The organism is Verrucomicrobium sp. GAS474, from assembly GCF_900105685.1.
Classification (GTDB): Bacteria; Verrucomicrobiota; Verrucomicrobiia; order Methylacidiphilales; family GAS474; genus GAS474.
Genome location: NZ_LT629781.1, coordinates 2,378,256 through 2,402,676, shown reverse-complemented (window position 1 = coordinate 2,402,676; position 24,421 = coordinate 2,378,256). Strand labels below are relative to the sequence as shown.

The 24,421-nt window shown below is 66.7% G+C and carries 17 protein-coding genes and 1 pseudogene; 8 read left to right on the top strand and 10 right to left on the bottom strand.

Annotation, left to right across the window (positions count from 1 at the left end):
- Window positions 1–5: 5 nt before the first annotated feature.
- Window positions 6–1,454 carry a DUF1800 domain-containing protein gene (locus tag BLU04_RS09970; protein ID WP_157895266.1) on the bottom strand — a complete coding sequence of 483 codons (1,449 nt, stop codon included), beginning with the start codon at window positions 1,452–1,454 and terminating at the stop codon, window positions 6–8.
- Window positions 1,455–1,579: 125 nt separating this feature from the next.
- Between BLU04_RS09970 and BLU04_RS09965 the strand changes: the two genes are divergently transcribed.
- The 4 genes and pseudogenes from BLU04_RS09965 to BLU04_RS17000 form a co-directional block, all read left to right on the top strand.
- The gene (locus BLU04_RS09965; RefSeq protein WP_157895265.1) at window positions 1,580–2,701 is read left to right on the top strand and encodes an AI-2E family transporter; all 1,122 of its coding nucleotides are present in this window, start codon (window positions 1,580–1,582) and stop codon (window positions 2,699–2,701) included.
- Window positions 2,702–2,741: 40 nt separating this feature from the next.
- Complete coding sequence (locus BLU04_RS09960; protein WP_093285347.1) at window positions 2,742–3,884, top strand: hypothetical protein; 1,143 nt, start codon at window positions 2,742–2,744, stop codon at window positions 3,882–3,884.
- Between the two features lie 17 nt (window positions 3,885–3,901).
- Window positions 3,902–4,645, top strand: a complete 744-nt coding sequence (locus BLU04_RS09955) for a polysaccharide deacetylase family protein (RefSeq protein ID WP_157895264.1) — start codon at window positions 3,902–3,904, stop codon at window positions 4,643–4,645.
- A 13-nt stretch (window positions 4,646–4,658) separates the two neighbouring features.
- Window positions 4,659–5,363, top strand: a pseudogene (locus BLU04_RS17000) (pseudouridine synthase); the annotation flags it as partial.
- Window positions 5,364–5,601: 238 nt separating this feature from the next.
- Here the strand turns inward: BLU04_RS17000 and BLU04_RS09945 are convergent.
- Window positions 5,602–6,669, bottom strand: a complete 1,068-nt coding sequence (locus BLU04_RS09945; RefSeq protein ID WP_231964855.1) for a tRNA-dihydrouridine synthase family protein — start codon at window positions 6,667–6,669, stop codon at window positions 5,602–5,604.
- Window positions 6,670–6,728: 59 nt separating this feature from the next.
- Here BLU04_RS09945 and BLU04_RS09940 point away from each other — a divergent pair, with 59 nt between their 5' ends.
- Window positions 6,729–7,259 carry a YkgJ family cysteine cluster protein gene (locus BLU04_RS09940; RefSeq protein WP_093285339.1) on the top strand — a complete coding sequence of 177 codons (531 nt, stop codon included), beginning with the start codon at window positions 6,729–6,731 and terminating at the stop codon, window positions 7,257–7,259.
- A 254-nt stretch (window positions 7,260–7,513) separates the two neighbouring features.
- Here the strand turns inward: BLU04_RS09940 and BLU04_RS09935 are convergent, their stop codons facing one another.
- The 8 genes from BLU04_RS09935 to BLU04_RS09900 all read right to left on the bottom strand — a co-directional run bounded on the left by BLU04_RS09935 (window position 7,514) and on the right by BLU04_RS09900 (window position 18,583).
- Window positions 7,514–8,500: an aldo/keto reductase gene (locus tag BLU04_RS09935; RefSeq protein ID WP_093285337.1), complete on the bottom strand. Its 987-nt coding sequence runs from the start codon at window positions 8,498–8,500 to the stop codon at window positions 7,514–7,516.
- 41 nt (window positions 8,501–8,541) lie between these two features.
- Window positions 8,542–9,741: an NAD(P)/FAD-dependent oxidoreductase gene (locus tag BLU04_RS09930; RefSeq protein ID WP_093285334.1), complete on the bottom strand. Its 1,200-nt coding sequence runs from the start codon at window positions 9,739–9,741 to the stop codon at window positions 8,542–8,544.
- Window positions 9,742–9,809: 68 nt separating this feature from the next.
- Window positions 9,810–10,190, bottom strand: coding sequence for an RNA-binding protein (locus tag BLU04_RS09925; RefSeq protein ID WP_093285331.1), 381 nt, complete (start codon window positions 10,188–10,190; stop codon window positions 9,810–9,812).
- Window positions 10,191–10,404: 214 nt separating this feature from the next.
- The gene (locus tag BLU04_RS09920) at window positions 10,405–12,633 is read right to left on the bottom strand and encodes a PAS domain-containing sensor histidine kinase (RefSeq protein WP_093285328.1); all 2,229 of its coding nucleotides are present in this window, start codon (window positions 12,631–12,633) and stop codon (window positions 10,405–10,407) included.
- Window positions 12,634–12,899: 266 nt separating this feature from the next.
- Window positions 12,900–13,712 carry an MBL fold metallo-hydrolase gene (locus BLU04_RS09915; protein WP_093285325.1) on the bottom strand — a complete coding sequence of 271 codons (813 nt, stop codon included), beginning with the start codon at window positions 13,710–13,712 and terminating at the stop codon, window positions 12,900–12,902.
- Between the two features lie 100 nt (window positions 13,713–13,812).
- A complete protein-coding gene (gene icd, locus BLU04_RS09910) occupies window positions 13,813–15,051 on the bottom strand; it encodes an NADP-dependent isocitrate dehydrogenase (RefSeq protein WP_093288593.1) in 1,239 nt (412 codons plus the stop codon).
- Window positions 15,052–15,396: 345 nt separating this feature from the next.
- Window positions 15,397–16,344 (bottom strand): ferritin family protein, encoded by a 948-nt coding sequence (locus tag BLU04_RS09905; protein WP_093285322.1) that lies wholly within the window; start codon window positions 16,342–16,344, stop codon window positions 15,397–15,399.
- A 31-nt stretch (window positions 16,345–16,375) separates the two neighbouring features.
- Window positions 16,376–18,583 carry a TonB-dependent receptor gene (locus BLU04_RS09900; RefSeq protein WP_093285320.1) on the bottom strand — a complete coding sequence of 736 codons (2,208 nt, stop codon included), beginning with the start codon at window positions 18,581–18,583 and terminating at the stop codon, window positions 16,376–16,378.
- Between the two features lie 131 nt (window positions 18,584–18,714).
- On the opposite strand from BLU04_RS09900, the gene BLU04_RS16485 reads away from it, so the two are divergent.
- From BLU04_RS16485 to BLU04_RS09885, 3 genes are all read left to right on the top strand, one after another.
- A complete protein-coding gene (locus BLU04_RS16485; RefSeq protein WP_157895263.1) occupies window positions 18,715–19,608 on the top strand; it encodes a helix-turn-helix domain-containing protein in 894 nt (297 codons plus the stop codon).
- A gap of 97 nt (window positions 19,609–19,705) precedes the next feature.
- The gene (galA, locus tag BLU04_RS16735) at window positions 19,706–22,453 is read left to right on the top strand and encodes a beta-galactosidase GalA (RefSeq protein WP_162274672.1); all 2,748 of its coding nucleotides are present in this window, start codon (window positions 19,706–19,708) and stop codon (window positions 22,451–22,453) included.
- Window positions 22,454–22,554: 101 nt separating this feature from the next.
- Entirely contained in the window at window positions 22,555–24,411 is a 1,857-nt protein-coding gene (locus BLU04_RS09885; protein ID WP_093285314.1) for a tetratricopeptide repeat protein, read from the top strand.
- The last annotated feature ends 10 nt before the right edge of the window (window positions 24,412–24,421 follow it).

Genomic DNA, 24,421 nt, shown 5'->3' with positions numbered 1-24,421 from the left:
TGACCTTAGGTCAGTTGAAAATCGGGGGTACTCATCAGGAGGCGAATCGCCCCCCGGACCGTCTCCGGTCCCTTACTCTTATGCCCTTCGAGATAGGTGCGGAGGGCGGTGCGGCGGCCTTCGCTCAGCGGCACCGCGCTGACGCGGAGGGCGATGGCGTTCAGCAGCTTGTCGGTGTCGCCCAGCTCCTCGGCGGTGAAGAGCTTCGCCGGATCGATCCCGTCGGCGGAGCCGGAATCGGGATAGGGCTGCATCGCGGCGCGGCTGACGTCGGCCATCTCGTTCGTCTCCCCCTGGAAACGCTTCGGCATCGCCTTCTCGCTCCCCTGGACGAAGAGGGCGGCGAAATTGTAGCGGTCGAGGAGGGTGTTCGTCCCGATCCAGCTCGTCCCGGTGTCCCAGCCCTTCACGCTCGGCGGGGAGAAGAGGATCTGCCCCAGCATCCGCATCATCGGCATCAGCGCGGGGCGGGGCAGGAGGGGCCGCTCGAGGATCCGGCACGAGGAGACAAGCCACTGGACGGGCGACTTCACCTGCTGCCCGACGATGTCGGGGCCGTAGAATTCCTTCGACATGAACATCGCCTTCAGGACCGGCTTGAACTCCCCCTGCGCCTCGGCGAAGCGGGCCGCGAGGGCGTTCGTCAGCGCCTCGTTCGGCTCCTCGGTCGCGAAGTAGCGCCAGAGCCGCGCCCAGACGTATTGGCCGGAGCGGGGCGTCTCCGCGAGGATGCGGAGGATGTCCTCGCCGCTGTAGAGTCCCGTGTGGCCCAGGTAGTGCTTCACCCCGAAGTTATGCTGGAAGGGGCGGTCCTTGAAGTCGCCGGAAAAACGCTCGACGCTCCAGCCCGCGAAGGCCTTCGCCGATTCCTTGATGTCCTGCTCGGTGTAATGCCCCTCGCCAAGGGTGAAGAGCTCCATCACCTCGCGGGCGAAGTTCTCGTTCGGGGCATTCTTCCGGCTCTGCGCCCCGTCGAGCCAGATGAGCATCGCCGGCTCCTTCGCCATCGCGATGAGGATCTCGCTCCACTTCCCCGTGGCAAGCCGCCGGAACGTCTCGTTCTGCTTCCACATGAGGTAGGGATTCTGGACCTTCTGGATGCTCGTCGCGAAGAGGGCGTGCCAGAAGAGCGTCATCTTCTCCTGGAGCGGCCGCTGCGTCGTCCGCATCCGGTCCAGCCACCAGCCGTGGAGCTCGATCTCCCGCTGGCGGTAGGTCTGGCGGAAGGTTTTATCGAGCTCCTTCCGCTGGTCTTGGGGCAGGCTCGGGATCGACTGCCGCTGGGCGAGCTCGACCGGATCGGGCGTCGTCCAGACCGGGAGGCTGTAGACGTCGGGAGACGACTCGTAATCGACGAGGGAGGCGACGGCCCGTTCGAGGCCCATCCCGGCCAGCCGGTCGATCTCCGCGGGCGAGCCGCCGAAACCGGCCCGGTTCAGCAGGTGCGCCGCCATTTCCCTCGTGAACTGCCCCGATGGCAATGCTTCCAGCATATACTTAGATTGAACCACCCATCCTAAGATAAGTTACAGCAAAAAGAAACCATTGCCATTCTTGCCGTTTGAAGGACACTTTCCCGATGCCTTGGAACGGCCCCACTCCCGCTCAGGAACGTCTTCTCTGGAAGGCCCTCTCCCTGCTTTCGCTCCTTTTTCTGATCGGCGCCGGCCTCGGCATCGGCTGGGCCCTCCTCGCCATCGCCCGCCACCTGCAGGAGATCCTCATCCCCCTCGGCGTCGCCGCCGTCCTCGCCTACCTCCTCCACCCCCTCCTCGACCTGCTGGAACGGGCCGGGCTCCGCCGCGCCATCGCGGTCCCCCTCCTCTTCGGCCTCGCCGCCGTCGGCATCGCCGTCGCCGTCTACCTCCTCGGCCCGAAGCTCTGGCGGGAGGCCTCCGGCTTCGCCCAATCTCTCCCCGGCTGGCTCGACATCCTGCGGGACAAGGCCGACCACTTCCTCTCCGCCGGGACCCCCTCCTCGACCCGCGCCGCCTCCCTCCTCGACGCCGCCCGGACCCATGCGGAGAGCCTCTCCTCCCGCCTCCTCCAAGGCTCCGCCTCGGGCGTCGGCAGCCTCCTCCACCTCCTGGGCCTCGCCATCGGCTTCCTCTTCGTCCCCTTCTACCTCTTCTACTTCCTCCTCGACCAGCCCCGGATCGCCAGCTCTTGGCGGACCCTCCTCCCCCTCGGGAACAGCCGGGTGCGGACCGAGGCCATCGTCATCCTGGAGCAGATCAACGGATACCTCATCTCCTTCTTCCGGGGCCAGGTCATCGTCGCCGCCATCAACGGCCTCCTCCTCGCCCTCGGCCTCGGCATCGTCGGGGTCGATTCGGCGCTCCTCATCGGCCTCGCCGCCGCCTTCCTCACCGTCATCCCCTACCTCGGCATGGGGATCATCACTGTCACCACCCTCCTCATCGCCGGGTTCCAGTCCGACGGCGGCGGCCTCCATCTCTGCCTCTTCTCGATCCTCGTCATCGGCGCCACCCAGCTGATCGAGGGAACCCTGGTCTCCCCCCGCGTCATGGGGGAGAAAACCGGCCTCGGGCCCGTCGCGGTCGTCGTCTCGATCCTTTTTTGGTCGTCCCTGCTCGGAGGCTTGCTCGGCGCCATTTTGGCGGTACCGTTGACAGCCACCTTGAAAGTCCTCCTCGTCCGCTACGCCCTCGTCCCCCCCGCCCGGGAAAACGAAAGCTGACCCCCCTCCCTTTTCCTCCAGAGTCCCAGCCAGCCTCTCCGTGAAAGTCAGTCTCCTCGCCCAAACCCTCTCCTACATCCGGGGCGGCGGCCATTTCTGGGTCTACCTGAACTGGGCCCTCGGCCTCCGCGCCTGCGGCTGCGAGGTCCGCTGGATCGAGACCGTCGATCCGAAGACGACCGACGAGGCCCTCGACGCCCAGGTCGCCCACCTCTGCGCCTTCCTCCGGCCCTACGGCTTCGACCAAAGCATCCTCCTAGCCCCCCTCGACGGGCGGGAGATCCCCCCCTCCCTCGCCTCCGTCGCCCTCACCCCGGACCGGGCCGCCGAGTCCGACCTCCTCCTCAACTTCCGCTACGGCCTCCCCGTCGCCGTCCTCTCCCTCTTCCGCCGCACCGCCCTCATCGACATCGATCCCGGCCTCCTCCAGGTCTGGGTCGCCGGGGGACAGATGCACCTCCCCCCGCACGACCTCTACTTCACCACCGGGGAAAACCTCGGCGCGCCCGGCACCATCGCCCCCGACCTCGGCCTCCGCTGGCACTCGATCCACCCCTGCGTCGCCCTCGAACTCTGGAACGTCGCCCCCGCTGCCTCGGCCCAGACCCCCTACACCACCGTTTCCCACTGGCAGGCCCACGAATACGTGATCGAGCCGAGCGGCCATTGGTACGACAACAGCAAGCGGGCCGGCTTCCTCCCCTACCTCGACCTCCCGAAGAAAACCGCCCACCCCCTCCAGCTCGCCCTCTGCCTGAGCGACACCGACCCGAGCGACATCGCCGACCGGGCCACCCTCCTCGCCAACGGCTGGCAGCTCTCCCACTCCTACGACGTCGCCGGGACCCCCGCCGACTACCACCGCTACATCCAGGGCTCCTACGGGGAATTCAGCGCCGCGAAGCCCTCCTGCGCCCGCTTCGGCCTCGCCTGGATCAGCGACCGCAGCCTCTGCTACCTCGCCAGCGGGAAGCCCGTCGTCGTCAGCCACAGCGGCCCCAGCGCCTACCTCCCCGACAGCGGCGGCCTCTGGCGCGTCCGCGACGCCGACGAGGCCGCCCGCGCCATCGAGGCGATCGCCGCCGACTATCCCCGCCAATGCGCCCTCGCCCGGGAACTCGCCGAGACCCATTTCGACGCCCGGAAGATCGCCGCCCGCGTCCTCGAAATCGCCGCCGCATAGGCCCTCTTTTCCTCCCCATGACCGCGCCCGCGCCCGACATCGTCATCCTCGGCCACCACAAGATCGGTCCCATCCCGGAGAACGGCTGGAAGAGCTGGTACTACGTCCCCGAAGAAACCTTCGCCCTCCAGCTCCAGCTATTGAAAGACCGGGGCTACGCCTTCCTCACCCTCGAGGCCTTCCTCCACGGCCTCTCCCACCCGGAGACCTTCCCGGCCAAGGGAGTCCTCATCACCTTCGACGACGGCTACCGCTCCCTCCTCCGCCACGCCCTTCCCCCCATGCAGGCCGTCGGCGCTCCCGGCGTCGTCTTCGTCCCGACCGATTGGGTCGGGAAGAACAACGACTTCGACCTCGGCGTCGAGCCCCCCGAAGCGATCGCCACGTGGGAGGAGCTCGCCGCCATGGAGAAGGGCGGCCTCGCCGTCCAGTCCCACGGCCGCACCCATCGCGGCCTCTCGACCCTCGCCCCCGCCGACCTCCGCGAGGAGATCGAGGACTCGAAGAAGGAAATCGAGGAGCGGCTCGGGCGTCCCGTCGCCTTCTTCTCCTTCCCCTTCGGGGACAACGCCGCGGAACGGGGCCACGACTCCCCCGTCATCGAGGCCCTCCTGAGGGAATCGGGCTACCGCGCCGCCTGCGTCTACGGCGGCGATCCCGTCCCGCTCGACCTCTCCCATCCCTACCGCCTCACCCGCATCGCGATGGGGGAGGACACCGACCTGGCCAAGGCCCTCGACTCCCGCCCCATCTCCCGGTAGGCTCGGGGCCGACATGGCCTCCTACATTTTCAAAGCCGAAGCGAAACAGGCGACGACGCTGCTTCCCTTCCTCCTCGCCACCTGGCCCGACCAGGTCAACCGCACCAAGGCGAAGCGGTGGCTCCACCACAAGGCCGTCCTCGTCAACAACGTCGGCCAGTCCCAGTTCGACCACCCCGTGAAGCCGGGCGACGTCATCGCCGTCCGCGCCGGGAAATTCGCCGCCCCCGGCTCGAAGATGCCCGCCGGGATCCGCATCGTCCACGAGGACACCTCCCTCCTCGTCATCGAGAAGCCCTCCGGCCTCCTCTCCGTCGCGACCGACAAGGACGAGAAGGAAACCGTCTACTACAAGACGAGCACCTACCTCAAATATCGCGGCCAGAACGAGCGCGTCTTCATCGTCCACCGCCTCGACCGCGACACCTCGGGCATCATGGTCCTGGCGAAGACCCCCCAGACGAAGCGGCTCCTCCAGGCGAACTGGGACCACTCCGTCAACAAACGCTACATCGCCCTCGTCGAGGGCGCGCTGAAGGTGCCGCAGGGGACCCTCCGCAGCCACCTCGACGAGAGCCGCCCGGAGAAAGTCTTCGCCATGCCCGAGGCGACCGAGGAGACCCGCGAGGCGATCACCCACTACAAGACGCTGAAGGCGGGCCCCGTCTACACCCTCGTCGACGTCAGCCTGGAGACGGGCCGCCGCAACCAGATCCGCGTCCAGTTCGCCGAGCAGGGGAACCCCGTCACCGGGGACGAGAAATACGGCGCCCGCGCCAACCCCGTCCGCCGCCTCGCTCTCCACGCCAGCGAGCTGAGCTTCCCCCACCCCGTCACCGGGAAAACCCTCCACTTCAAGAGCACGCCCCCGCCGAGCTTCGCCGCCGCCGTCACGAACGTTCTCCCCCTCCCCCCGGCCCGCGAGCGGCGGAAGGCCCGCGACGAGGACGACGACTTCACCCCGAGGACGCCAACGCCTCGCTACGCGGACAGAATAGCGCTCCAGCAGGAGGCTCGTCGGGCACCGTTCCGTCCCGGTCAAGGAACCGGTCGCACACCGCAAAAAACTGCGAGGCCCGCTCCGCGCACCGAATCTCGCGAAGGAAAGCCTCCTCAGCGTCGACGCCCTGACCGATAAAGTTCAGGTACTTCTTCATCTTCGCCACGTGGAGGGTTTCCTTGAAACCCTCGTGGTTCGTCGCCTCGAAGAGCGCCTCGATATAGCCCCGCAGGTCGCGGAGCGTCGGCCGGTAGACCGCCTCCCCCGCCCACGCCTGCCGGATCTGGGTGAAGATCCACGGATTGCGGATCGCCCCCCGCCCGATCATCAGCCCCGCCGCCCCCGTCCGCGTGATCGTCTCCCGGGCCAGGCGGACCGAGAGGACGTTCCCGTTCGCGAAGACCGGCGCGTCCATCCGCCGCACCGCCTCGGCGATCCGGTCGTAGTGGACCGCCGTCCGGTACATCTCCCGCACCGTCCGCCCGTGGACCGTCAACGCGTCGATCGGATAGCGGGTAAAGACATCGAGGAGCGCGTCGAACTCCCCCGGCCCGTCGAACCCGATCCGGGTCTTCACCGTGAACGGTCCCGCCACCGCCCCGCGCAGCGCCGCGACGATCTTCTCCATCTCCGCCACGTGCCGCAGCAGCCCGCCGCCCGCCTTCTTCCGGCAGACGATCGGCGCGGGGCAGCCGAGGTTCAGGTCGATGCCGACGACCGGCTCCCGCTCCAGCGCCTGCGCCGTCCGGACCAGCGCCGGGATATCCTGCCCGATCACCTGGGCGATCACGGGCTTCCCGCCCGGGCACTCCCGGATCGAGCGGACGATCCATTTCTCCGGCTTCGAGTCGCCATGGACCCGGAAATACTCGGTGTAATAGAGGTCGGGCCCGCCGTAACGCTCCATCACCCGCATGAACGGCAGATCGGTCACATCCTGCATCGGCGCGAGGATGAGGAGGGGGCAGTTTCCCGCCTTTGCGGCCTTTTGCAGGAGATTCCCGATCTGGGGGTGGGTCGTCACCTTTCCACTATGCCGAAAGGACCAGGCAGGGTAAAGTGGCCTGTCCCACCCCGTTAAGTATGAAGCGCCCCCACGTTCCCAATCCCCTCATCGCCCTGAAGAAGACCGTCGTCGCCGAGGTCCGCCAGGTCTATGCCGATCTCGCGGAGCGGGAAAAGACCAACCTCGCCTTCGAGCGGAACTGCACCGGCATCGCCGAGTGCTGCCACTTCGTCCTGACGGGGGCGACCCCCTACCTGACCAAGGCCGAGGCCCTCGTCGCCGCGAAGGCCTGGCGCGCCTCGGGCCGGACGAAGCTTCCCGAGACCGACGGCGATGCCTGCCCCTTCCTGAGCAAGGAACGGAAATGCATGATCTATAACGACCGCCCCTTCGGCTGCCGCACCCACTTCTGCGCCGGGGCGGGCGGGGAATACGCGCGACGCGACCTCATCGACCTCATCCAGCGCCTCGAGGCGATCGACCTGAAGCTCGAAAAGGGGAAGCAGCGCGGCGGACGGCAGGGACATCACGGCCCCACCGCCCTCCCCCAGGCCGTCGGCGAAGCCCTCAACGAAGAGAGCGGGACGAAGGGTGCCCACGCCTTCTAAGGGACCGCGAAGGGAGCGGTGAACGCTCCTTCGGGACCGGGCAAAGACCCTGTACAGCTGGATGTAACCCGCACGGGTTAGACGACGCAAGAGGGGCTTCGCCCCTCCTGGACCTCCCCGTCAGATGGGCCTGAACTGTTCGGAGCGGTACCGCATTAGGCCATCCGCTTCGGGTAGAGCGCGTCCGCTAGTTCCCTTGTCCGCTTGGGAGGAACCACGCGTCCGAGTGCAGGAGGAACCGAAGCGGCTGGCCTTTAAATCAGCTTCTCGATCTTGAGCAACTCCTCCTTCGAGAAGGCGAGGTTCTTCAACGCCGCGACGTTGTCCTCGATCTGCTTCACGCTCGAGGCCCCGATCAGCGCGCTCGTCACCTCGGGATGACGCAGCACCCAGGCGAGGGCCATCTGGGCGAGGCTCTGCCCCCGTTCCTGCGCGATGGCGTTCAGGCCGCGGATCTTTTCGACGAACTCGGCATTGTTCGCCTTGTCCCGGACCCCGCCCGCCGACCACATGTCGGAGGTGGCGCGGGAGCCTTCGGGAATCCCGTTCAGATACTTGTCGGTCAGCAGGCCGCAGGCGAGGGGCGAGAACGGGATGAGCCCGAAGCCCTCCTTCTTGGCCACCGGCAGGAGGCCGTCCTCGATCCAGCGGTCGAACATGTTGTAGCGCGGCTGATGGATCGTGATCGGGGCCCAGCCCCGCTTCTGCATCAACTCCGCCGCCTCCGCGGCGCGGGGACCCTGGTAGTTCGAGATCCCGGCGTAGAGCGCCTTGCCGCTGCGGACGATGCTTTCGAGCGCGCCGAGCGATTCCTCGAGCGGGGTCTCGGGATCGGGGCGGTGATGGTAGAAGATGTCGACATAGTCGAGGCCGAGCCGCTTCAACGACTGGTCGCACGAGGCGATGATGTACTTCCGCGAGCCGAAGTCGCCATACGGTCCCGGCCACATGGTGTAACCGGCCTTGGAGGAAATGATCAGCTCGTCGCGCGGCATCTCCTTGAGGATCTTGCCCACGACCTGCTCGGCGTGGCCGGGCGGCTTGCCGTAATTGTTCGCGAGGTCGAAGTGGGTGATGCCGAGGTCGAAGGCCCGGAAGAGGCATTCCCGCGCCGTTTGCTCGCCCTTGTACCCGCCGAAGGTCTCCCACGCGCCGAGGGAAATCGCGGGAAGCTTCAGGCCCCACTTGCCGCACTTCCGATACTGCATCGAGTCATACCGCGTGGGGGAAAATTCAGCCATGGCGGAGTTCTATCGCAATCGCGATCTTATTTCAAACAGACTTAAACCGACTCTCCCGCCGCATGCCCCGAGGCCCAGGCCCACTGGAAGTTGTATCCCCCCAGCCACCCCGTGACGTCGACGACCTCGCCGATGAAGAAGAGGCCGGGCACCTCCCGCGCCTCGAAGGTCTTGGAAGAGAGCGCCCCCGTGTCGACCCCGCCGAGCGTCACCTCGGCCTTCGCATACCCCTCGGTCCCGTCGGGGCGGAACATCCAGCGGTTCAACCTCGCGCCGAGCTCGTCGAGGAAGAGCCCCTTCAGGCCGTTGATCGGCCGGTCGGCCCACTCCCCTTCCCGATCGGCCCAGGCGTCGGCCAGGCGGCGGGGGAACTTCGTCGCCAGGACATGCCGGAGCGTCGTCCCGCCCGGCTCCCGCTGGACGGCGCGGAGCCACTTCGCCGCCTCCATGCCGGGAAGGAGATCGACCTCGATCTCCTCTCCCGGCTGCCAGAAGGAGGAAATCTGCAGCACCGCGGGACCGCTGACGCCGCGATGGGTGAAAAGAAGATTCTCCTCGAACCGCCCGCCGCCGCCCTTCATCGCCACCGGCAGGGAAAGGCCGCTGAGCGCATGGAGGGTGCGGTCGGGGCTGGTGAGGGGGACGAGGCCCGGGCGCGTCGCCGTCAGCGGAACCTTGAAATGGCGGGCCACCCGGTAGCCGAAGTCCTCCGCGCCGATTTTCGGGATCGAGAGCCCCCCCGTCGCCACGACCAACGCGCCGCATCGCCACTTCCCCTTCCGGGTCTCGACGATGAAGTCGCTCCCCTCCCGCCCCACGGCGGTGGCCCGGCCGTTCAGGACGATCTCGACCCCCGCCTCGGCGCATTCGGCCTCCAGCATGTCGACGATCTCCTTCGAGCTGTGGTCGCAAAACAGCTGCCCCAGCTTCTTCTCGTGCCAGGCGATGCCTCGCCGCTCGACGAACTCGAGGAAATGGCGGGGCGTGTAGCGGGCCAGCGCCGAGCGGCAGAAGCCGGGATTCCCGGAGAGATAATTCCCCGGCCCCGCCCCGGTGTTCGTGAAATTGCAGCGCCCCCCGCCCGAAATCAGGATCTTCTTCCCGATCCGCTCGTTCCCCTCCAGGACGACGACCCGCCGCCCCCGCTGCCCCGCCGTGATCGCGCACATCAGCCCCGCCGCCCCGCCGCCGAGGACGACGACATCGGCTTCCTGCAGGGGAGCGGGCTCGGGAAAACTCATGAAGGAAGCGATGGAAACAAAAAAAGCCCCCTCTTGCGAGGGGGCTTTTTTCAAAGCGAACCGGGTGCTTAGCGCCGATCGCGGTCGCGACCGCCACCGCCGTCACGGCGAGGCCCGCGGCCACCGCCGCCGCCGCCGTATCCGCCGCCGCCACCACCGTGGCGGGGACCACCGCCGCCGCCGCCGAAGGAGGGACGATCTTCCTTCGGGCGGGCGATGTTGACCGTCAGGCGGCGGCCGCCGACGTCCTGGCCGTCGAGCTTCGCGATAGCGGCCTCGGCGGCGGCTTCGGAGTCATAGGAGACAAAGGCAAAACCGCGGGAGCGCCCCGTGAGCTTGTCGATGATCAACGTCGATTCGGTGACGTTGCCATATTGGGAGAAGATATCCCGCACTTCCTCTTCCGAGGTGTTGAAGGAGAGATTCCCGACGTAGAGTTTCGTGCTCATGATGAATAAGACTTTCTGGCTATCTAAGTATCGACCTGTTGTCCGTTTCCTCTGCCTGGCCCCGAGCCATCGGGACGCGAATCATCACTGAACATTCCTTCAACTGAAGATCTGACGGGCTTCGAATCGGCAAACCGAGTCCTAAAAAAATCAAGGTAGCGATTTTAAAGCTTTTGCAAGCTTTTCTTTCACCCCCCCCTTCCGGAGAGGGTCCCTACTTTTTCAGGCCGCTCATCGCCATGAAGCCCTTTTGCAGGGCCGGCTCCAGATCGCCGCCGCCCCGGAGCATCGCCTGGATCTTCTCGACCAGGGAGATGACGGTGTAGGGCTTCGCGATGAAATCGGTCCGCCGCCCGTCGAGGGCGTGGCCGGGGAAGGTCTCGTTCGCGTGGCCCGAGGTGAAGAGGACCCGGATGTCGGGCTCGATCCGGCGGAGCTGCGTCACCAGCTCGATCCCGCCCATCTCCGGCATGAAGACGTCGACGAAGAGGAGGTCGACCCGCTTCAGGGTGAAGAACCGCTCCATCGCCGCCTGCCCGTTCGGCTCGACGTAGACCTTGTAGCCGAGGGAAGTCAGCGCCTTCTCGACGAACGTGCGGACCATCGGCTCGTCCTCGGCCAGGAGGATCGTCTCCCCCCGCCCCTTCGGCATCCCCGTCCGCACCGGCGCGACCATCGCCGTCTCGGCCTCGCCGTTGCGGGGAAGGTAGACCCGGAACGTCGTCCCGTGGTCGGGCTCGCTGTAGACCGTGATGTGGCCGCCGCTCTGCTGGACGATGCCGTAGCAGGTCGCCAGGCCGAGGCCGGTCCCCTTCCCGACCTCCTTCGTCGTGAAGAACGGCTCGAAGATGCGCGACCGCACCTCGGGCGACATCCCGCAGCCGGTGTCGCTCACCGAGACCACCACGTAATCGCCCGGCGTGATCTCGGGGTAGAGCTGGGCCGCCGCCTCGTCGAAGGCAACGTTCGCCGTCTCCAGCCGCAGCTTCCCGCCGTCGGGCATCGCGTCCCGCGCGTTCACCGCGAGGTTCATCAGCACCTGCTGGATCTGGCCCGAATCGGCCTTCACCCGCCAAAGGTCGGCCTCGCCGTGGAACTCGAAGTCGATCCGCTCCCCGACCAGCCGCCGGATCATCTTGTCCATCCCCTCGATCACCGAGTTCACCGAGAAGACCTTCACCTGGAACTCCTGCTTCCGGCTGAAGGCGAGGAGCTGCCGCGTCATGTCGGTCGCCTGGTCGGTCGCCTGCCGGATCTCCTTCGTGTAGCCGAAGACCACGGGGCCGGGGACATCCTCCTCCAGCATCTCCGTGCAGCCGGCGATCACCGTCAGGATATTGTTGAAATCATGGGCGACGCCGCCGGCCAGCTGGCCGAGGGCCTGCACCTTCTGCGCCTGGAGGTAACGCTCCTCCAGCGCCTTCCGGTCGGTCACGTCCTCCAGGGAGCCGTCGTAGCAGACGACCTCGCCCGCGTCGTTGCGGACCACCTGGAGATTCTCCCGGACGTGGAGCACCGCCCCCTCCTTCTTTTCCCAGACCCCGTTGCGGCTCCGGACGGCGCCGCGCGGGGCCGCCGCCGCCTCGGCGAGGAGCGGGGCCGAAAGGCGGACCCCCGCCTCGGCCATCTCGCGGAACGACTCGTAGCCGAGCATCCGCACCAGCATCGGATTCGCCATCTCCAGCTTCCCCTCGGCGTCGGCCCGGTAGAGGCCGATCGGGGCGCGCTCGACGAGGTTCTTCAGCTGCCGCTTCGCCTCCCGCAGGTCGCGGGCGCGGTCCGAGGCGATGACCCCCATCTTTTCCCCCATCTCCTCGAAGAAAATCTGCCGGAGTGCCAGATCGTCGAAAAACTTGCCCATCCGTTGGACACCCCACAGGAGGAAAGCCGTCTCCACCGCGATCCAGAGCCCGTGGCTGAGAACCTCCTCCCCGATGAACCCCGCCACGTTCTCCCTCCACCCTCCGCCCGCATACTCGATCCCGAAATGCTCGATGAAGACCACCGCCGCCGCCGTCAGCAGGAGCCGCGCGTCCCAGTAGAACGCGAGGACGGCGAGCGAGATGAAGATATAGAAATGGGCCTCGGCCCGTCCGCCGCAGAGATGGATGAGGAGGGCGGCCACCCCCATCTGGGCCACGGCAAGGGCGTAATGGGTCACCTTCCGCCCCGGCCAGGTGAACCCCATCCAGGCGGGAACAAGGATGACCCCGGCCCCCAGGATCAGGGCGTCCCAGAGGCGGGACGAGAAAACGGTGAAGGAAGAGGGGGCGCTTCCGCTCGTCCAGAACAGGGCGATCCCGATGAGGACGGCCCACTGCAGGACGAGGAAACGGGTTAACAGGGAATCGAGACGGGTGCGCTCACCGGAGAGAATCTTCTCCGATTTCGCATCGACGCGGCCCGGATTGATCTCCGCCGCCATCCAGTTTTTCCAAGACATAGAGCGCCTGATCCCAATCAAACATCTTGTTTCTTCGCTCCGATCAGCGCACGTCCATGCGCCCCGGCCCCTTTGCGCCGCTCTCCAAGTCGAAAGTCTTGAAGATCAGAAGCAAACAGCGGGATAGAAGATGAATTTTCTGATTAACACAATCATTTTTTCATCTCAGGAAACACGAGTAACTCCAGCGGAAAAACTCGCATTTTGTACGAATGGACAACCCCTTATTAATCAACGCCCTAAATCATCCACCACCCTAGGTACCGCTATACGGCGTAGAATGGATTATGACGGCGTTCCTGCCCCAGCGTCGTCAGGGGACCGTGGCCGGAACAGATCACCGTCGCATCGGGCAATGTAAATAGATTCGCCCGGTTCGTCTTCAGCGCCTCGGCATAGGAGACCATCCCTCCCCCCATCGAGCCCGCGAAAAGCGCATCGCCGACGATGGCGACGGGGACCGCCAGGCCGTCGATCACGAACGTCGTACCGTCGTCGGCATGGCCCGTCGTCTGGAGGGTCGAGATCGTCAGCTTGCCGAGGGTGAACTTCGCCCCCCACTCGAAGAGCTTCACCCCCCCGATGTCGCCGTTCCGGTGGACCAGCGCCGGGGCCGTCCCCGTCTCCTTCGCCAGGGCGGGGAGCTCCGCGATGTGGTCGACGTGGGTGTGGGTGATGAAGAGGAAGCGGGGCGTGAGGCCCTGTTCCCGGATGATCTGCAACAGCGGCGTCCGGTCCATCCCGGTATCGAAGAGCGCCGCCTCCCTCGTCTCCGGGCACCAGACGACGTAGGCGTTCACCGTCCCCCCGCTGAACTCGGTCGTCGCCCGGGCGACGCCCTTCGGCATCGCCACGCGGGGATGCCAGGCCTCCTTCGCGATCGCGACCAGCCGGTCGGCATCGAGGCCGAGGACCGGGGCCGCCTTGCGGACCGCCGCCTCGTCGTACTGCCCGCCCCTCACCTTCAGCCACGCCTCCCTCCCGATCCCCACGGCGGCGGCGACGGCGCCATCGTCGAGCCCCAGTCCGCGCTGCGCTTTGCCGAGGATATCACTGTAGGCGTCTTCGAGAGGAATCATAGGAAGGGACTATACCGCGCTTCGGGACAAAAAAAAGCCCCGGCCCTGTTTCCAGGACCGGGGCTCTCCTCTTTCCTCCGGAAGGCCGGAGGACGGGCGACTACATGTGGTCGATGATGTTCTGGCCGAACTCGGAGCACTTGATCTTCGTCGCGCCTTCCATGAGGCGGGCGAAGTCATAGGTCACCTTCTTGCTGCCGATCGCGCCGTTGAGGCCCTTGATCAGGAGGTCGGCCGCCTCGCCCCAGCCGAGGTAGCGGAACATCATCTCGCCGGAGAGGATGACGGAACCGGGGTTCACGACGTCCTGGTCGGCGTACTTCGGCGCGGTGCCGTGGGTCGCCTCGAAGATCGCGTGGCCGGTGATGTAGTTGATGTTGCCGCCGGGGGCGATGCCGATGCCGCCGACCTGCGCCGCGAGGGCGTCGGAGAGGTAGTCGCCGTTGAGGTTCAGCGTCGCGATGACGTCGAAGTCCTCGGGACGGGTCAGGACCTGCTGGAGGGTGATGTCGGCGATGGCGTCCTTGATGATGATCCCGTTCGGGAGCTTGCACCAGGGGCCGCCGTCGATCTCGACCGCGCCGAACTCGGTCTTCGCCACCTCGTAGCCCCAGTCACGGAAGGCACCCTCGGTGTACTTCATGATGTTGCCCTTGTGGACGATGGTGACCGACTTCTTCTTCTGCTCGATGGCGTACTTGATCGCGGCGCGGACGAGGCGGGCCGTGCCCGACTTCGAGACCGGCTTGATGCCGACGCCGACGTTCTGGATCTCGTCGGCACCGTAGCGGACCTTCTTGAATTCCTTGGGGAAGTTCGCCTTGAGGAACTCGAGGGTCTTCAGGGCGGCCTCGCCGCCGGCCTCGAAGTCGATACCGGCGTAGATGTCCTCGGTGTTCTCGCGGAAGATGACCATGTCGACCTTCTCCGGGGCCTTCACGGGGCTGGGGACGCCGGTGAAGTACTGGACCGGGCGGAGGCAGACGTAGAGGTCGAGCATCTGGCGGAGCGCCACGTTGAGGGAGCGGATGCCGCCGCCGACGGGGGTCGTCAGCGGGCCCTTGATGCCGACGAGGTACTCGTTGAAGGCGGTGATGGTGTCATCGGGGAGCCAGTTGTCGAACTTGGTCTTGGAGGCCTCGCCCGCGAAGACCTCGAACCAGGAGATCTTCTTCTTGCCGCCGTAGGCCTTCTCCACCGCGGCGTCGAGGACGCGGACGCTGGAGGCCCAGATGTCCCGGCCGGTGCCGTCGCCCCGGATGAAGGGGATCACGGGATTATCGGGAACGGTCAGAATGCCATCCTTGATGGTGATCGTGCCGCCGGCGGGAGGGGTAATCGAGGTATATGCCATAAGTGTAGAGGGGAGAGAGTAAGGCCACTTTCCCGGCGTTGGCAAGATAGGAGTCTAGGCGTATTGGTACCGCTACCCCTTCAATACGTACCCTCGGACGCTTGGGAAGCAGCGGATATTAATCCAGTTAGGAGACGCGGCGCAGGGGGGAAACGCGTCCGCCTAGTTAAGGCCCTCAGAAGGGGAGGTCACGGAGGGGCGAAGCCCCTCTGTGGCGTTAAAGCGGATCGCCTCCAGCTGTACAGGGTTGACCGCGCAGGTCCCGAAGGGCTGCCCCACCCCCTTGCCATCCAGGGAGGCGGACCGCCTAGCAGAAAACCGCATGTCCCCCTAAAACGACCCAATCACCCACCCCACCAGAAAGACCACCGCCCCCCCGATCCCCACCTGGATCGCCGCCGAAAACAGCGACGTCTCCATGTAGCGATGACGGACCCACGAGATCACGGCCAGCTCGACGGCCACCACGCCGACGGCGATCCCCGTCGCGAGGCGGAAATCGGAAATGAGATAGGGAATCGTGTGGCCGATGCCGCCTGCCGTCGTCATGAGGCCGCAGATCGCGCCGCGCATCAACGGCTTGCCGCGCCCGCTGAGGACGCCGTCGTCGGAGAGCGCCTCGGCAAAGCCCATGCTGATCCCCGCGCCGAGCGAGGCGGCGAGGCCGACCAGGAAGGCGTCATGGCTGCTCTGCGTCGCGAAGGCCGCCGCAAAGACCGGCGCGAGGGTCGAGACCGATCCGTCCATCAACCCGGCCAGCCCGGGCTGGACGTATTGGAGGACGAAGCGCCGCTTCTCCTCCTTGTCCCCTCCCCCGGCGATCCGCTTCTCCTCGAAGGCCTCGGCGAGGTCGGCATGCTTCCCCTCCTCCTCCGCCAGCTTCACGAGGAAGGAGCGGAGGATCGGGTCGTTCGTCTTCCCGATGGCGGCGGTATAGAAATCGCAGGCATCGGCCTCCATCCGATGGACCTCGGCCCGGATCTGCGAGACGGTCAGCACCTTCGCCAGCCAGAGCGGCTTGCGGCGGATGTAGCCCTTCACGTCCTGGCGGCGGATCAGCGGGATGTGGGGACCGAACCAGCGGTGATAGGCCTCGGTCAGCCGCGCGCCGTGTTCCGCCTCCTCCTCCTGCATGTGGCGCAGGGCGGCGGCGGTCTCGGGATAATCGGCCGCGACCCGCTGGGCGAACTGGCCGTAGATCCGGCTATCCTCTTCCTCCTGGGAAATCGCGAGGGCGAGCACCTCGGCCGCCGTCAGTTCCTTGAACGCCTTAGACATGGCGCGACCCTAAACCGGGAGACGGAACGGGTCAAAACGAATAGGTGATCCCGCCGTAAAACCCGCGCCGCGCCCCGTACTGGGCCGCCCCGACGCCGATCCCGCTCCCGTCCCGGAGGAAGTAGACCTGATCGAAGAGGTTCACGATGTCGAAGCGGGCCTTGAGATTGGGCGCGCCCGCGAACCGGAAGGTCTGCTCGACGCCGATATTGACGTTGTCGTAGGCATCCAAGATGCCGCCGTTGGGAACCGCGACGCCGTTGTCGTCGACCCCGTCCTTCCGCAGGCCGCTGCCGACAACCAGCTCCGCATAGGGCCGCGTCTCGTTCATCAGGTAGGAGAGCCCCGCCGAGCCGGTCCACCGCTGGTCGTGGTCGAGGTAGACCTTGTTCGCCGCGATATAGTTGTAGGCGTCGACTCCCTCCTGGCTCGTTCCGAAGAGCGGGGCCTGGGCCGAGTTGATCCCGGTCCCCCGCGCCTGCTGGAGGGAGACGTTGCCGTAGGCGCTGAAGCCGCCCTTCGTATAGTTCTGGCTCAGCTCAACCCCGGCGATCTCCGCCCGACGGTAGTTGAACGCCGTGAGGATCGGGGCCGCGCCGAACTGCCCGTCGTCGATCAGGTTCTGGGCGATCTTGTAATAGCCGTCGAGGCCGATCTGGTATTCCTTCGTCACCTGGTGGACGATCCCGGCGTCGAAGTAATGGGACCGCTCCGCCCGGACCGGGTCGTTCGGCAGCCCAACGAGGGCGCTGGAGGAATTCGTCGTCCCGTCGAACTGGCTCACCGTTGCCGAGTTGACGTTCTCCAGTGGCGGCGGCGTGAAGTAGCTGGCATACCCGGCGTGGACCGTCGTCCGGTCGTTGAACTCGTAGGTGCTGTTCACCCGCGGGCTGATCTGGTTCTGCGAGACCTGTCCCTCGTAGAGGTCGAGGCGGCCGCCGAAGTTCACCGTCCACGCCTTCGTCACCTTCCATTCGTCCTGAAGGTAGAGGCCGTAGGAGTAGGCATTCTGGTAGGACCGGCTCGCCACGGCATAGGGATCGCCCGTCGGAGCCCCGGTCGCGTCGGTCGCGAAGACCGAGGTGACGGCCCCCTGCCGCGCCCCCTGCGCCGTGAAGAGCGCCCCGCCGCGCACCGTATGGGCCTCGGTCAGCCGGTAGCGGCTGTCGAGCTGGAAGCCGTTCGTCATGATGCTCCGGTCGAGGCTTCCCGCCACGCCGTTGAAATAGAGGTCGCCCGCCCAATCGGGCCGGAAGGAGACGTTGCTGTAGCGGTTGAAGGCGGCGGCCTGGAAGTCGAGGTCGTCGACGGTCTTCTGGTAGGCGACGATCTCGTAGTTGTTCTGCTCGATCTGCGTCTCATGGAGCGCGGAGGAGGCGTACGTGGGCGTCGCCGTCGAGGGGAAGAAGGTCGCGCCCGGGTCGTTCTCCAACCCGGCGGTGTCGGGGATGTTGAACTGGTTGTAGGCCGTCCCCGTGATCACGCTGACCCGGCTCGTGTCGTCGAGGAGGCGGGACAGATAGGCGAAGCCCCGATATTGCTCCGTGTCGTCGTGGAGCGCCGTGTGGGAGGCCGTCGGGTTCTCGATCCCCATCTCGTTCTGGAGGTAGCTGCCGGAGACATAATAGTTCGTCTTCCCCTTCCCGGCGACGCCGCCGTATTCAAAGCTGGGACGGACGGTGCCGTTGCTCCCGCCGTACATCCCGACCTCGCCGCCCGGGTCGAAGGCCCCGCTCTTCGTGTGGATGTCGACGATCCCCGTCGTCCGCAGGCCGTACTGCGCGGGCAAGGCCCCCGTGATCAGGTCGACCCGGTCGGCGAAGCGGGTGTCGAACTCGCTCCCGAAGCCGGTGATCCCCTCGGGGATCAAGACGTCGTTGATCCGGTATTGGACGTTGCCGTGTTCGTCCCGGATATGGACGGCCCCGGAGCCCGACGCATCCTGGCTCACGCCGGGGAAGCGGAGGAGGAGCTTGCCGAAGGGGACGTTGTTCCCCTGCGCCTGCCCCTCGATCTGCTCCCGCGTGATCGTGTAGACCATCGCCCCCGTGTTCGGAACGATCCGCTCCCGGGCCTCGTCGAGCTGCCCGACAACGGTGACTTCGTCGAGGACGGCGACCTCCGAAGCCCCCGACACCGCCGGAACTGGGGCCGCATGGGAACAGGCCATCGAGATGCCGAGGACCGCCGCCCAACCCCACCGTTTTCCGGCCCCACAATAAACGCAATCTATTTGCATTTAGTGGTGCTAGATATAATGCAAATTACTTGCAATACATTTCTTCACCTCCCTCCCCCTCTCCTCAGCGTCATTCTGCCGCACCCAAATTCCGTTTACTTCCTCCTCCTCCCGCTTTCATACTCGAAGGCATGAAGGTGCGCGCCAATATCATCCGCAAGCTGGCCCAGACCGAAGTCTATCAGGATTACGAGAAGACCTTCACCGAATCGACCCGCCTCCCCCTCCAGCTCCACGCCTGCGAGACCGGCCATCACGCCCTCGAAGGGAAGGCGAACGTGAACCCCTTCTGCGCCCTCGCCGGCCTCCGCGAGGGAGGGTGCGAGGGATGTGTCGAGATGCAGAAGAAGCTCGTCGCCGGGGGCCACGAGAAAAGCGTCACGCTCGAGTGCTTCGCCGGGCTCCACGACTCGATCGTCCCCCTCCGCGCCGGGGGCCGCGTCATCGGCTTCCTCCAGACGGGCCAGGTCTCCCTCTCCCCCACCGCCGACCTCCCGGAGCGGTTCCGGAAAGTCGCCCCCCGCCTGCAGGGGAACGTCGTCCCCGCCGAGGAATTCCGCAGCGCCTACCTCCGCAGCCCCGTCTTTCCCGCCTCCCAATACAAGGCGATCGTCCACCTGCTCGAACTCCTCGCGGAGCAGCTCTCCGCCATCGCCAACCGGATCGCCGTCGAGGAGGAGACGACCGAGCCCCCCATCGTCGCCGGGGCCAAGCGCCACATCCACGACCACCTCACCACCCCGCTCTCCCTCGGCGAGATGGCCGCCCGGCTCCACGTCAGCACCTTCCACCTGTGCAAGACGTTCCACAAGTCGACCGGCGTCCCGTTCAAGAAATACCTCGCCCAGGCCCGGATCGACCGCGCGCAGGAACTCCTCGCCGCCCCCGGCCTCCGGATCCAGGACATCGCCGTTCAATGCGGCTTCGGCTCCGTCGCCCACTTCAACCGGACCTTCCGGAAAATCGTCGGCCTCTCCCCCCGCATCTGGCGGGATCGGAAACGGGTGCTGTCGACGCAGAGGTAAGGGCGGGGTGCCGGGGGAGAACGTCGCGTCGCGTTCCCTCCATTCCCTTTCTCCTTTCCCAGACTCCTCCCTCCTCCTACGCTCGCAGGCGCTTCCCGTGCGCTTCCTGCTTCTCCCATTCCTTTTCCTTCTTCCCGCAGGCCCTCTCTTCCCGGCTCCGGCAGCGGAAGAGCCTCCCCCCGCCCGGGAACGGCTCCTTCTCGATACCGGCTGGAAGTTCACCTTCGGCGATCCGCCGGACGACAACGCGAGCGCGCTCCTCGCCTACCCAGAGGCCCGCGTCCTTTCCAAGAACAGCCCCGCCGACCGCGAGGCCGAGCGGCAGCTCGTCTCCGACCGGAGCGATCCCGTCTCCGGCAACCTCGGCGGGAAGCTCTCCTGGGTCGCCCCCGGCTTCAACGACGGCGCGTGGCGCGACGTCACCCTTCCCCACGACTGGGCCGTCTCCCTCCCCTACACGAGCCGCGACGACTCCCGCGAGCCGGAGACCGCCGACAAGGACCATGGACGCAAGGCGATCGCCTTCCCCAATGCCGCCGCCCGTGCCGGGACGAACGTCGGCTGGTACCGCCGCACCTTCACCCTGCCCGAGAGCGACAAGGGCCGGGCCGTCTGGGTCGAGTTCGACGGCATCTACCGGAACAGCCTCGTCTGGATCAACGGCCACTGCGTCGGCCGCAACCCGAGCGGCACCATCGGCACCCACTACAACCTCACCCCGTGGCTCCGCTACGGCATCGAGCCCGACCAGGCGAACACGATCGTCGTCCGCGCCGACGCCACGCGGGCCGAGGGCTGGTATTACGAGGGGGCCGGGATCTACCGCCACGCCTGGCTCGTGAAGGCGGGTTCCCTCCACGTCGCCCACTGGGGGACCTTCGTCTCCGCCACCGTGAAGCAGGGCGGCGGCAGCGCCCTCCTCCGCATCGAGACCACCCTCCGCAACGACGGCACCGCCCCCGCCTCCGCCACGCTCCTCTCCGCCATCTTCGCCCCTTCACCCGCGGACAAGCAGGCCGATAAGCAGGTCGCCGAGGCCGCCCCGGAAGACGTCTCCCTCCAGCCGGGGGAGGAAAAGACCGTCGTCTCGACCGTCCCCGTCGTCGAGCCCGTCCTCTGGAGCCTCGACAATCCCGCCCTCTACCGCCTCGTCTCCCGCGTCCAGGGTCTCGGGAACCAACCCGCGCAGGCCGACGCCTACGAGACCCCCTTCGGCATCCGCACCCTCGCCTTCGATCCCGAGAAGGGATTCTTCCTCAACGGCCAGCACGTCGAGATCCAGGGAACCGCGAACCACCAGGACCACGCCGGGGTCGGCACCGCCCTCCCCGACCGCCTCCAGGCCTGGCGGATCGAGCAGCTGAAGGAGATCGGAAGCAACGCCTACCGCACCGCCCACCATCCCTCCGCGCCCGAACTCCTCGACGCCTGCGACCGCCTCGGGATGCTCGTCCTCGACGAGAACCGCCGCTTCGACGACTCGGCCACCGCCACCGACGAGCTCGAGCGGATGATCCGCCGGGACCGGAACCATCCGTCGGTCTTCCTCTGGTCCCTCGGCAACGAGGAATGGCACCTCCAGGGGGACGAGGCCGTCGGCACCCGGATCTTCGTCACCCTGCGGGACCTCGCCCACCGCCTCGATCCCTCCCGCCTCACCACCTTCGGGAACAACGGCGCGCGGGCCCTTCCCCGGGGCGGCTGGGACCGGAACACCGCCTGGGGCATCGGCTTCTCCGTCCTCACCGACGTGATGGGCTTCAACTACTGCAACCTCTTCAACACCGGCCCCACCCCGGAGACGACCCGCCCGAAGGACCCCGACGTCTACCACCGGGCCTTCCCCCGCATCCCCTCCCTCGGCACCGAGGAAGCCAGCACCCTCACCACCCGCGGCGCCTACGCCCCGGAGAACCCCGCCGAGGCCGCCACCTACGCCCTCCCCGAAGCCGTGAACCGGAAGAGCCCTTCCCGGGAGAAGTGGGCCGAGCGATACCTCCCCGCCTACGACGCGAAGTACCCGAACTGGGGTTCGACCGCCGAGGCGTGGTGGAAATACTACCTCGCCCGCCCGTGGCTCGCCGGGGGCTTCGTCTGGACCGGCTTCGACTATCGCGGGGAACCGATGCCGTTCGAGAGCAACACCGGCTCCCAGTTCGGCATCCTCGACGCCTGCGGCTTCCCGAAGGACATCGCCTATTACTATCAGGCGTGGTGGAGCAGGAAGTCAGTCCTCCATCTCCTCCCCCACTGGAACTGGCCGGGACGGGAGGGGCAGCCGATTCCCGTCTGGGTCTATGCGAACTGCGAGGAGGTCGAGCTCTTCCTCAACGGCAAGAGCCTCGGCAAGAAAAGCGTCCCCCAGAACGGCCACCTCGAATGGAGCGTCCCCTACGCCCCCGGCGTCCTCAGCGCGCGCGGCTCCTATGCCCGCATCCCCCTCTCCGAGGCCCGCGTCGAGACCACCGGCACCCCCTACGCCCTCCGCCTCGTCCCCGACAGGCCGGAGATCGCGGCCGACGGCGAGGACGCCGCGATCGTCCGCGCCGAGGTCGTCGACAAGGAAGGCCGCGTCGTCCCCACGGCAGGCAACCTTCTTTCCTTCGAGATCTCGGGAGGCCGCCTCCTCGGCGTCGGCAACGGCAATCCCGCCTCGCGCGAGGCCGAACAGGAGCCGACCGACAAGGCGGCCCAACGCTCGGCCTTCAACGGCCTCGCCCAGCTCATCGTCGGCGCGCTGCGGCAGCCCGGCCCCGTCGTCGTGAAGGCGACGGCGGAAGGCCTCGCCCCCGCCACCCTGACGCTGACCGGAAAGCCCTCCACGCCCCGCCCCTTCGTTCCTTAGAGCTTGTTCCAGTCCATTTTAGTTATACTAAAGCGAACTAAAAATTGCGATTTGGCGGGACGATGCGGAGGAATTCTGGTTTCCTTTCTCCAGAGCCTGCCATGCATTTTCAACGAACCGCTCCTCTCGACCGGCTCCGCCACTCGCCCCTCCTCCCCGCCCTTCTCCTCGTCCTCGCGGGATGCCTCGCCTACGCGAACAGCTTCGGCGGCCCCTTCGTCTTCGACGACTCCCCTTCGATTAAATACAACAAGACGATCACCTCCCTCTTCGGCTCCCTCCTCCCGGTCTACAACCACACCACCGGAGGCCGCCCCTTCCTCAACTTCTCCTTCGCCCTCAATTACGCCGCCGGGGGCCTCGACGTCTTCGGCTACCATCTCCTGAACCTTGTCATCCACCTCGCCTCGGGCCTCGTCCTCTTCGATCTCCTCCGCCGCACCCTCCTCCTTCCCCGCTTCCAGGATCGCTTCCACTCTTCCGCCTCCCCCCTCGCCTTTTCCGCCGCCCTCCTGTGGCTCGTCCATCCCCTGCAGACCGAGTCGGTCACCTACCTCGTCCAGCGGGCCGAATCGCTGGCCGCAGGACTGACCCTCCTCACCCTCTACGCCTTCCTGCGGGGTGCCTCGGGACCGGCCGAAACCGCCCGGCGCTGGGAGAACGTCGCCCTGATTTCCTGCTTCCTCGCGATGGGGACGAAGGAAACCGCCGCCGCCATCCCCCTCCTCGCCTTCCTCTACGACCGCACCTTCCTCTCCGGCACCTTTTCCGCTGCCTGGAAAGAGCACAAACGATTCCATCTCAGCCTGGCCGCCACCTGGATCTTCCTCCTCCTCCTCGTCCTCTCGACCCATGCGCGCGGGGGGAGCGTCGGCCCTGTCCAGGCAGGGGTTCCCCACACCGGCCTCTATGCCGACGTCACCCCCGTCACCTATGCCTTGACCCAGGCGAAGGCGATCCTCCTCTACCTCCGCCTCGCCTTCTGGCCCTCCCCGCTGATCCTCGATTACGGGTTCGAGAAAATCCCGACTCTCGCCCTCGCGTGGCCCTATCTCCCGGGCATCGCCCTCCTCCTCGCCGGGACCGCCTGGGCCCTCGTCCGGCGGCCCGCCCTCGGCTTCCTCGGGGCGGCCTTCTTCCTCCTCCTCGCGCCGAGCTCGAGCTTCATCCCGGTCCAGACACAGACCATCGCCGAGCATCGCTTCTACCTTCCCCTCGCCGTCCTCCTCGTCGGCCTCGTCCTCGCCCTCCACGCCGCCGTGAAGGAACGGAAAACCGTTCTCCTCTGCGCCGGGCTCCTCGCCCTTCCCCTCGGGATCGTCACCTGGGAACGGAACAACGATTACAAAACCTCGGCGACCCTCTGGGCCGTCACCCTCGCCCAACGCCCCGAGAATCCCCGCACCCAGGCCAGCGTCGGGGACGAGCTCTACACGCAGGGCGACTACCTCGGGGCCGTCATCCACTTCAACGAGGCCCTCCGGCTCCGCCCCGATTTCGCCGAGGCCCACTACAAGCTCGGCGCCACGCTCTATCACATGGGCCGCCTCGCCGACGGGATCTCCGAAATGGCGACCGCCGTCGCCCTCTGCCCCATCGACGCCCAAAGCCAATCGAACTACGGCACCGCCCTCGCCGAGACCGGCCACCTCGACCAGGCGCTGGAGCACCTCGAAACCGCCGTCCTCCTGAAGCCCGACAACGCCGCGTTCCACTACGCCTTCGGCAACGGGCTGAATCAGCGCGGCAACGTCGGCGAGGCCTACAAGGAATTCCTCGCCGCGACCCGGCTCGATCCCGATTACTTCGAGGCCCACAACAACCTCGGCATCGCCTGCTACCGCCTCGGAAAAAGGGACGAGGCCCGGGCCGAATTCGAGACCGTCCTCCGGCTCAAGCCCGACTCCACCGAGGCAAAGCGCAACCTCGCCCGATTGAGGGCGATGAGCGGGGAGTGAGGGGGAAGGG

What these genes read in the sequence shown, in the direction of transcription:
- BLU04_RS09970 (WP_157895266.1), bottom strand. Translation starts at nt 1,454, where the DNA reads ATGGCGGCGCACCTGCTGAACCGGGCCGGTTTCGGCGGCTCGCCCGCG.
- BLU04_RS09965 (WP_157895265.1), top strand. Translation starts at nt 1,580, where the DNA reads ATGCCTTGGAACGGCCCCACTCCCGCTCAGGAACGTCTTCTCTGGAAG.
- BLU04_RS09955 (WP_157895264.1), top strand. Translation starts at nt 3,902, where the DNA reads ATGACCGCGCCCGCGCCCGACATCGTCATCCTCGGCCACCACAAGATC.
- BLU04_RS09940 (WP_093285339.1), top strand. Translation starts at nt 6,729, where the DNA reads ATGAAGCGCCCCCACGTTCCCAATCCCCTCATCGCCCTGAAGAAGACC.
- BLU04_RS09935 (WP_093285337.1), bottom strand. Translation starts at nt 8,500, where the DNA reads ATGGCTGAATTTTCCCCCACGCGGTATGACTCGATGCAGTATCGGAAG.
- BLU04_RS09930 (WP_093285334.1), bottom strand. Translation starts at nt 9,741, where the DNA reads ATGAGTTTTCCCGAGCCCGCTCCCCTGCAGGAAGCCGATGTCGTCGTC.
- BLU04_RS09925 (WP_093285331.1), bottom strand. Translation starts at nt 10,190, where the DNA reads ATGAGCACGAAACTCTACGTCGGGAATCTCTCCTTCAACACCTCGGAA.
- BLU04_RS09920 (WP_093285328.1), bottom strand. Translation starts at nt 12,633, where the DNA reads ATGTCTTGGAAAAACTGGATGGCGGCGGAGATCAATCCGGGCCGCGTC.
- BLU04_RS09915 (WP_093285325.1), bottom strand. Translation starts at nt 13,712, where the DNA reads ATGATTCCTCTCGAAGACGCCTACAGTGATATCCTCGGCAAAGCGCAG.
- BLU04_RS09905 (WP_093285322.1), bottom strand. Translation starts at nt 16,344, where the DNA reads ATGTCTAAGGCGTTCAAGGAACTGACGGCGGCCGAGGTGCTCGCCCTC.
- BLU04_RS09900 (WP_093285320.1), bottom strand. Translation starts at nt 18,583, where the DNA reads ATGCAAATAGATTGCGTTTATTGTGGGGCCGGAAAACGGTGGGGTTGG.
- BLU04_RS16485 (WP_157895263.1), top strand. Translation starts at nt 18,715, where the DNA reads ATGAAGGTGCGCGCCAATATCATCCGCAAGCTGGCCCAGACCGAAGTC.
- BLU04_RS09885 (WP_093285314.1), top strand. Translation starts at nt 22,555, where the DNA reads ATGCATTTTCAACGAACCGCTCCTCTCGACCGGCTCCGCCACTCGCCC.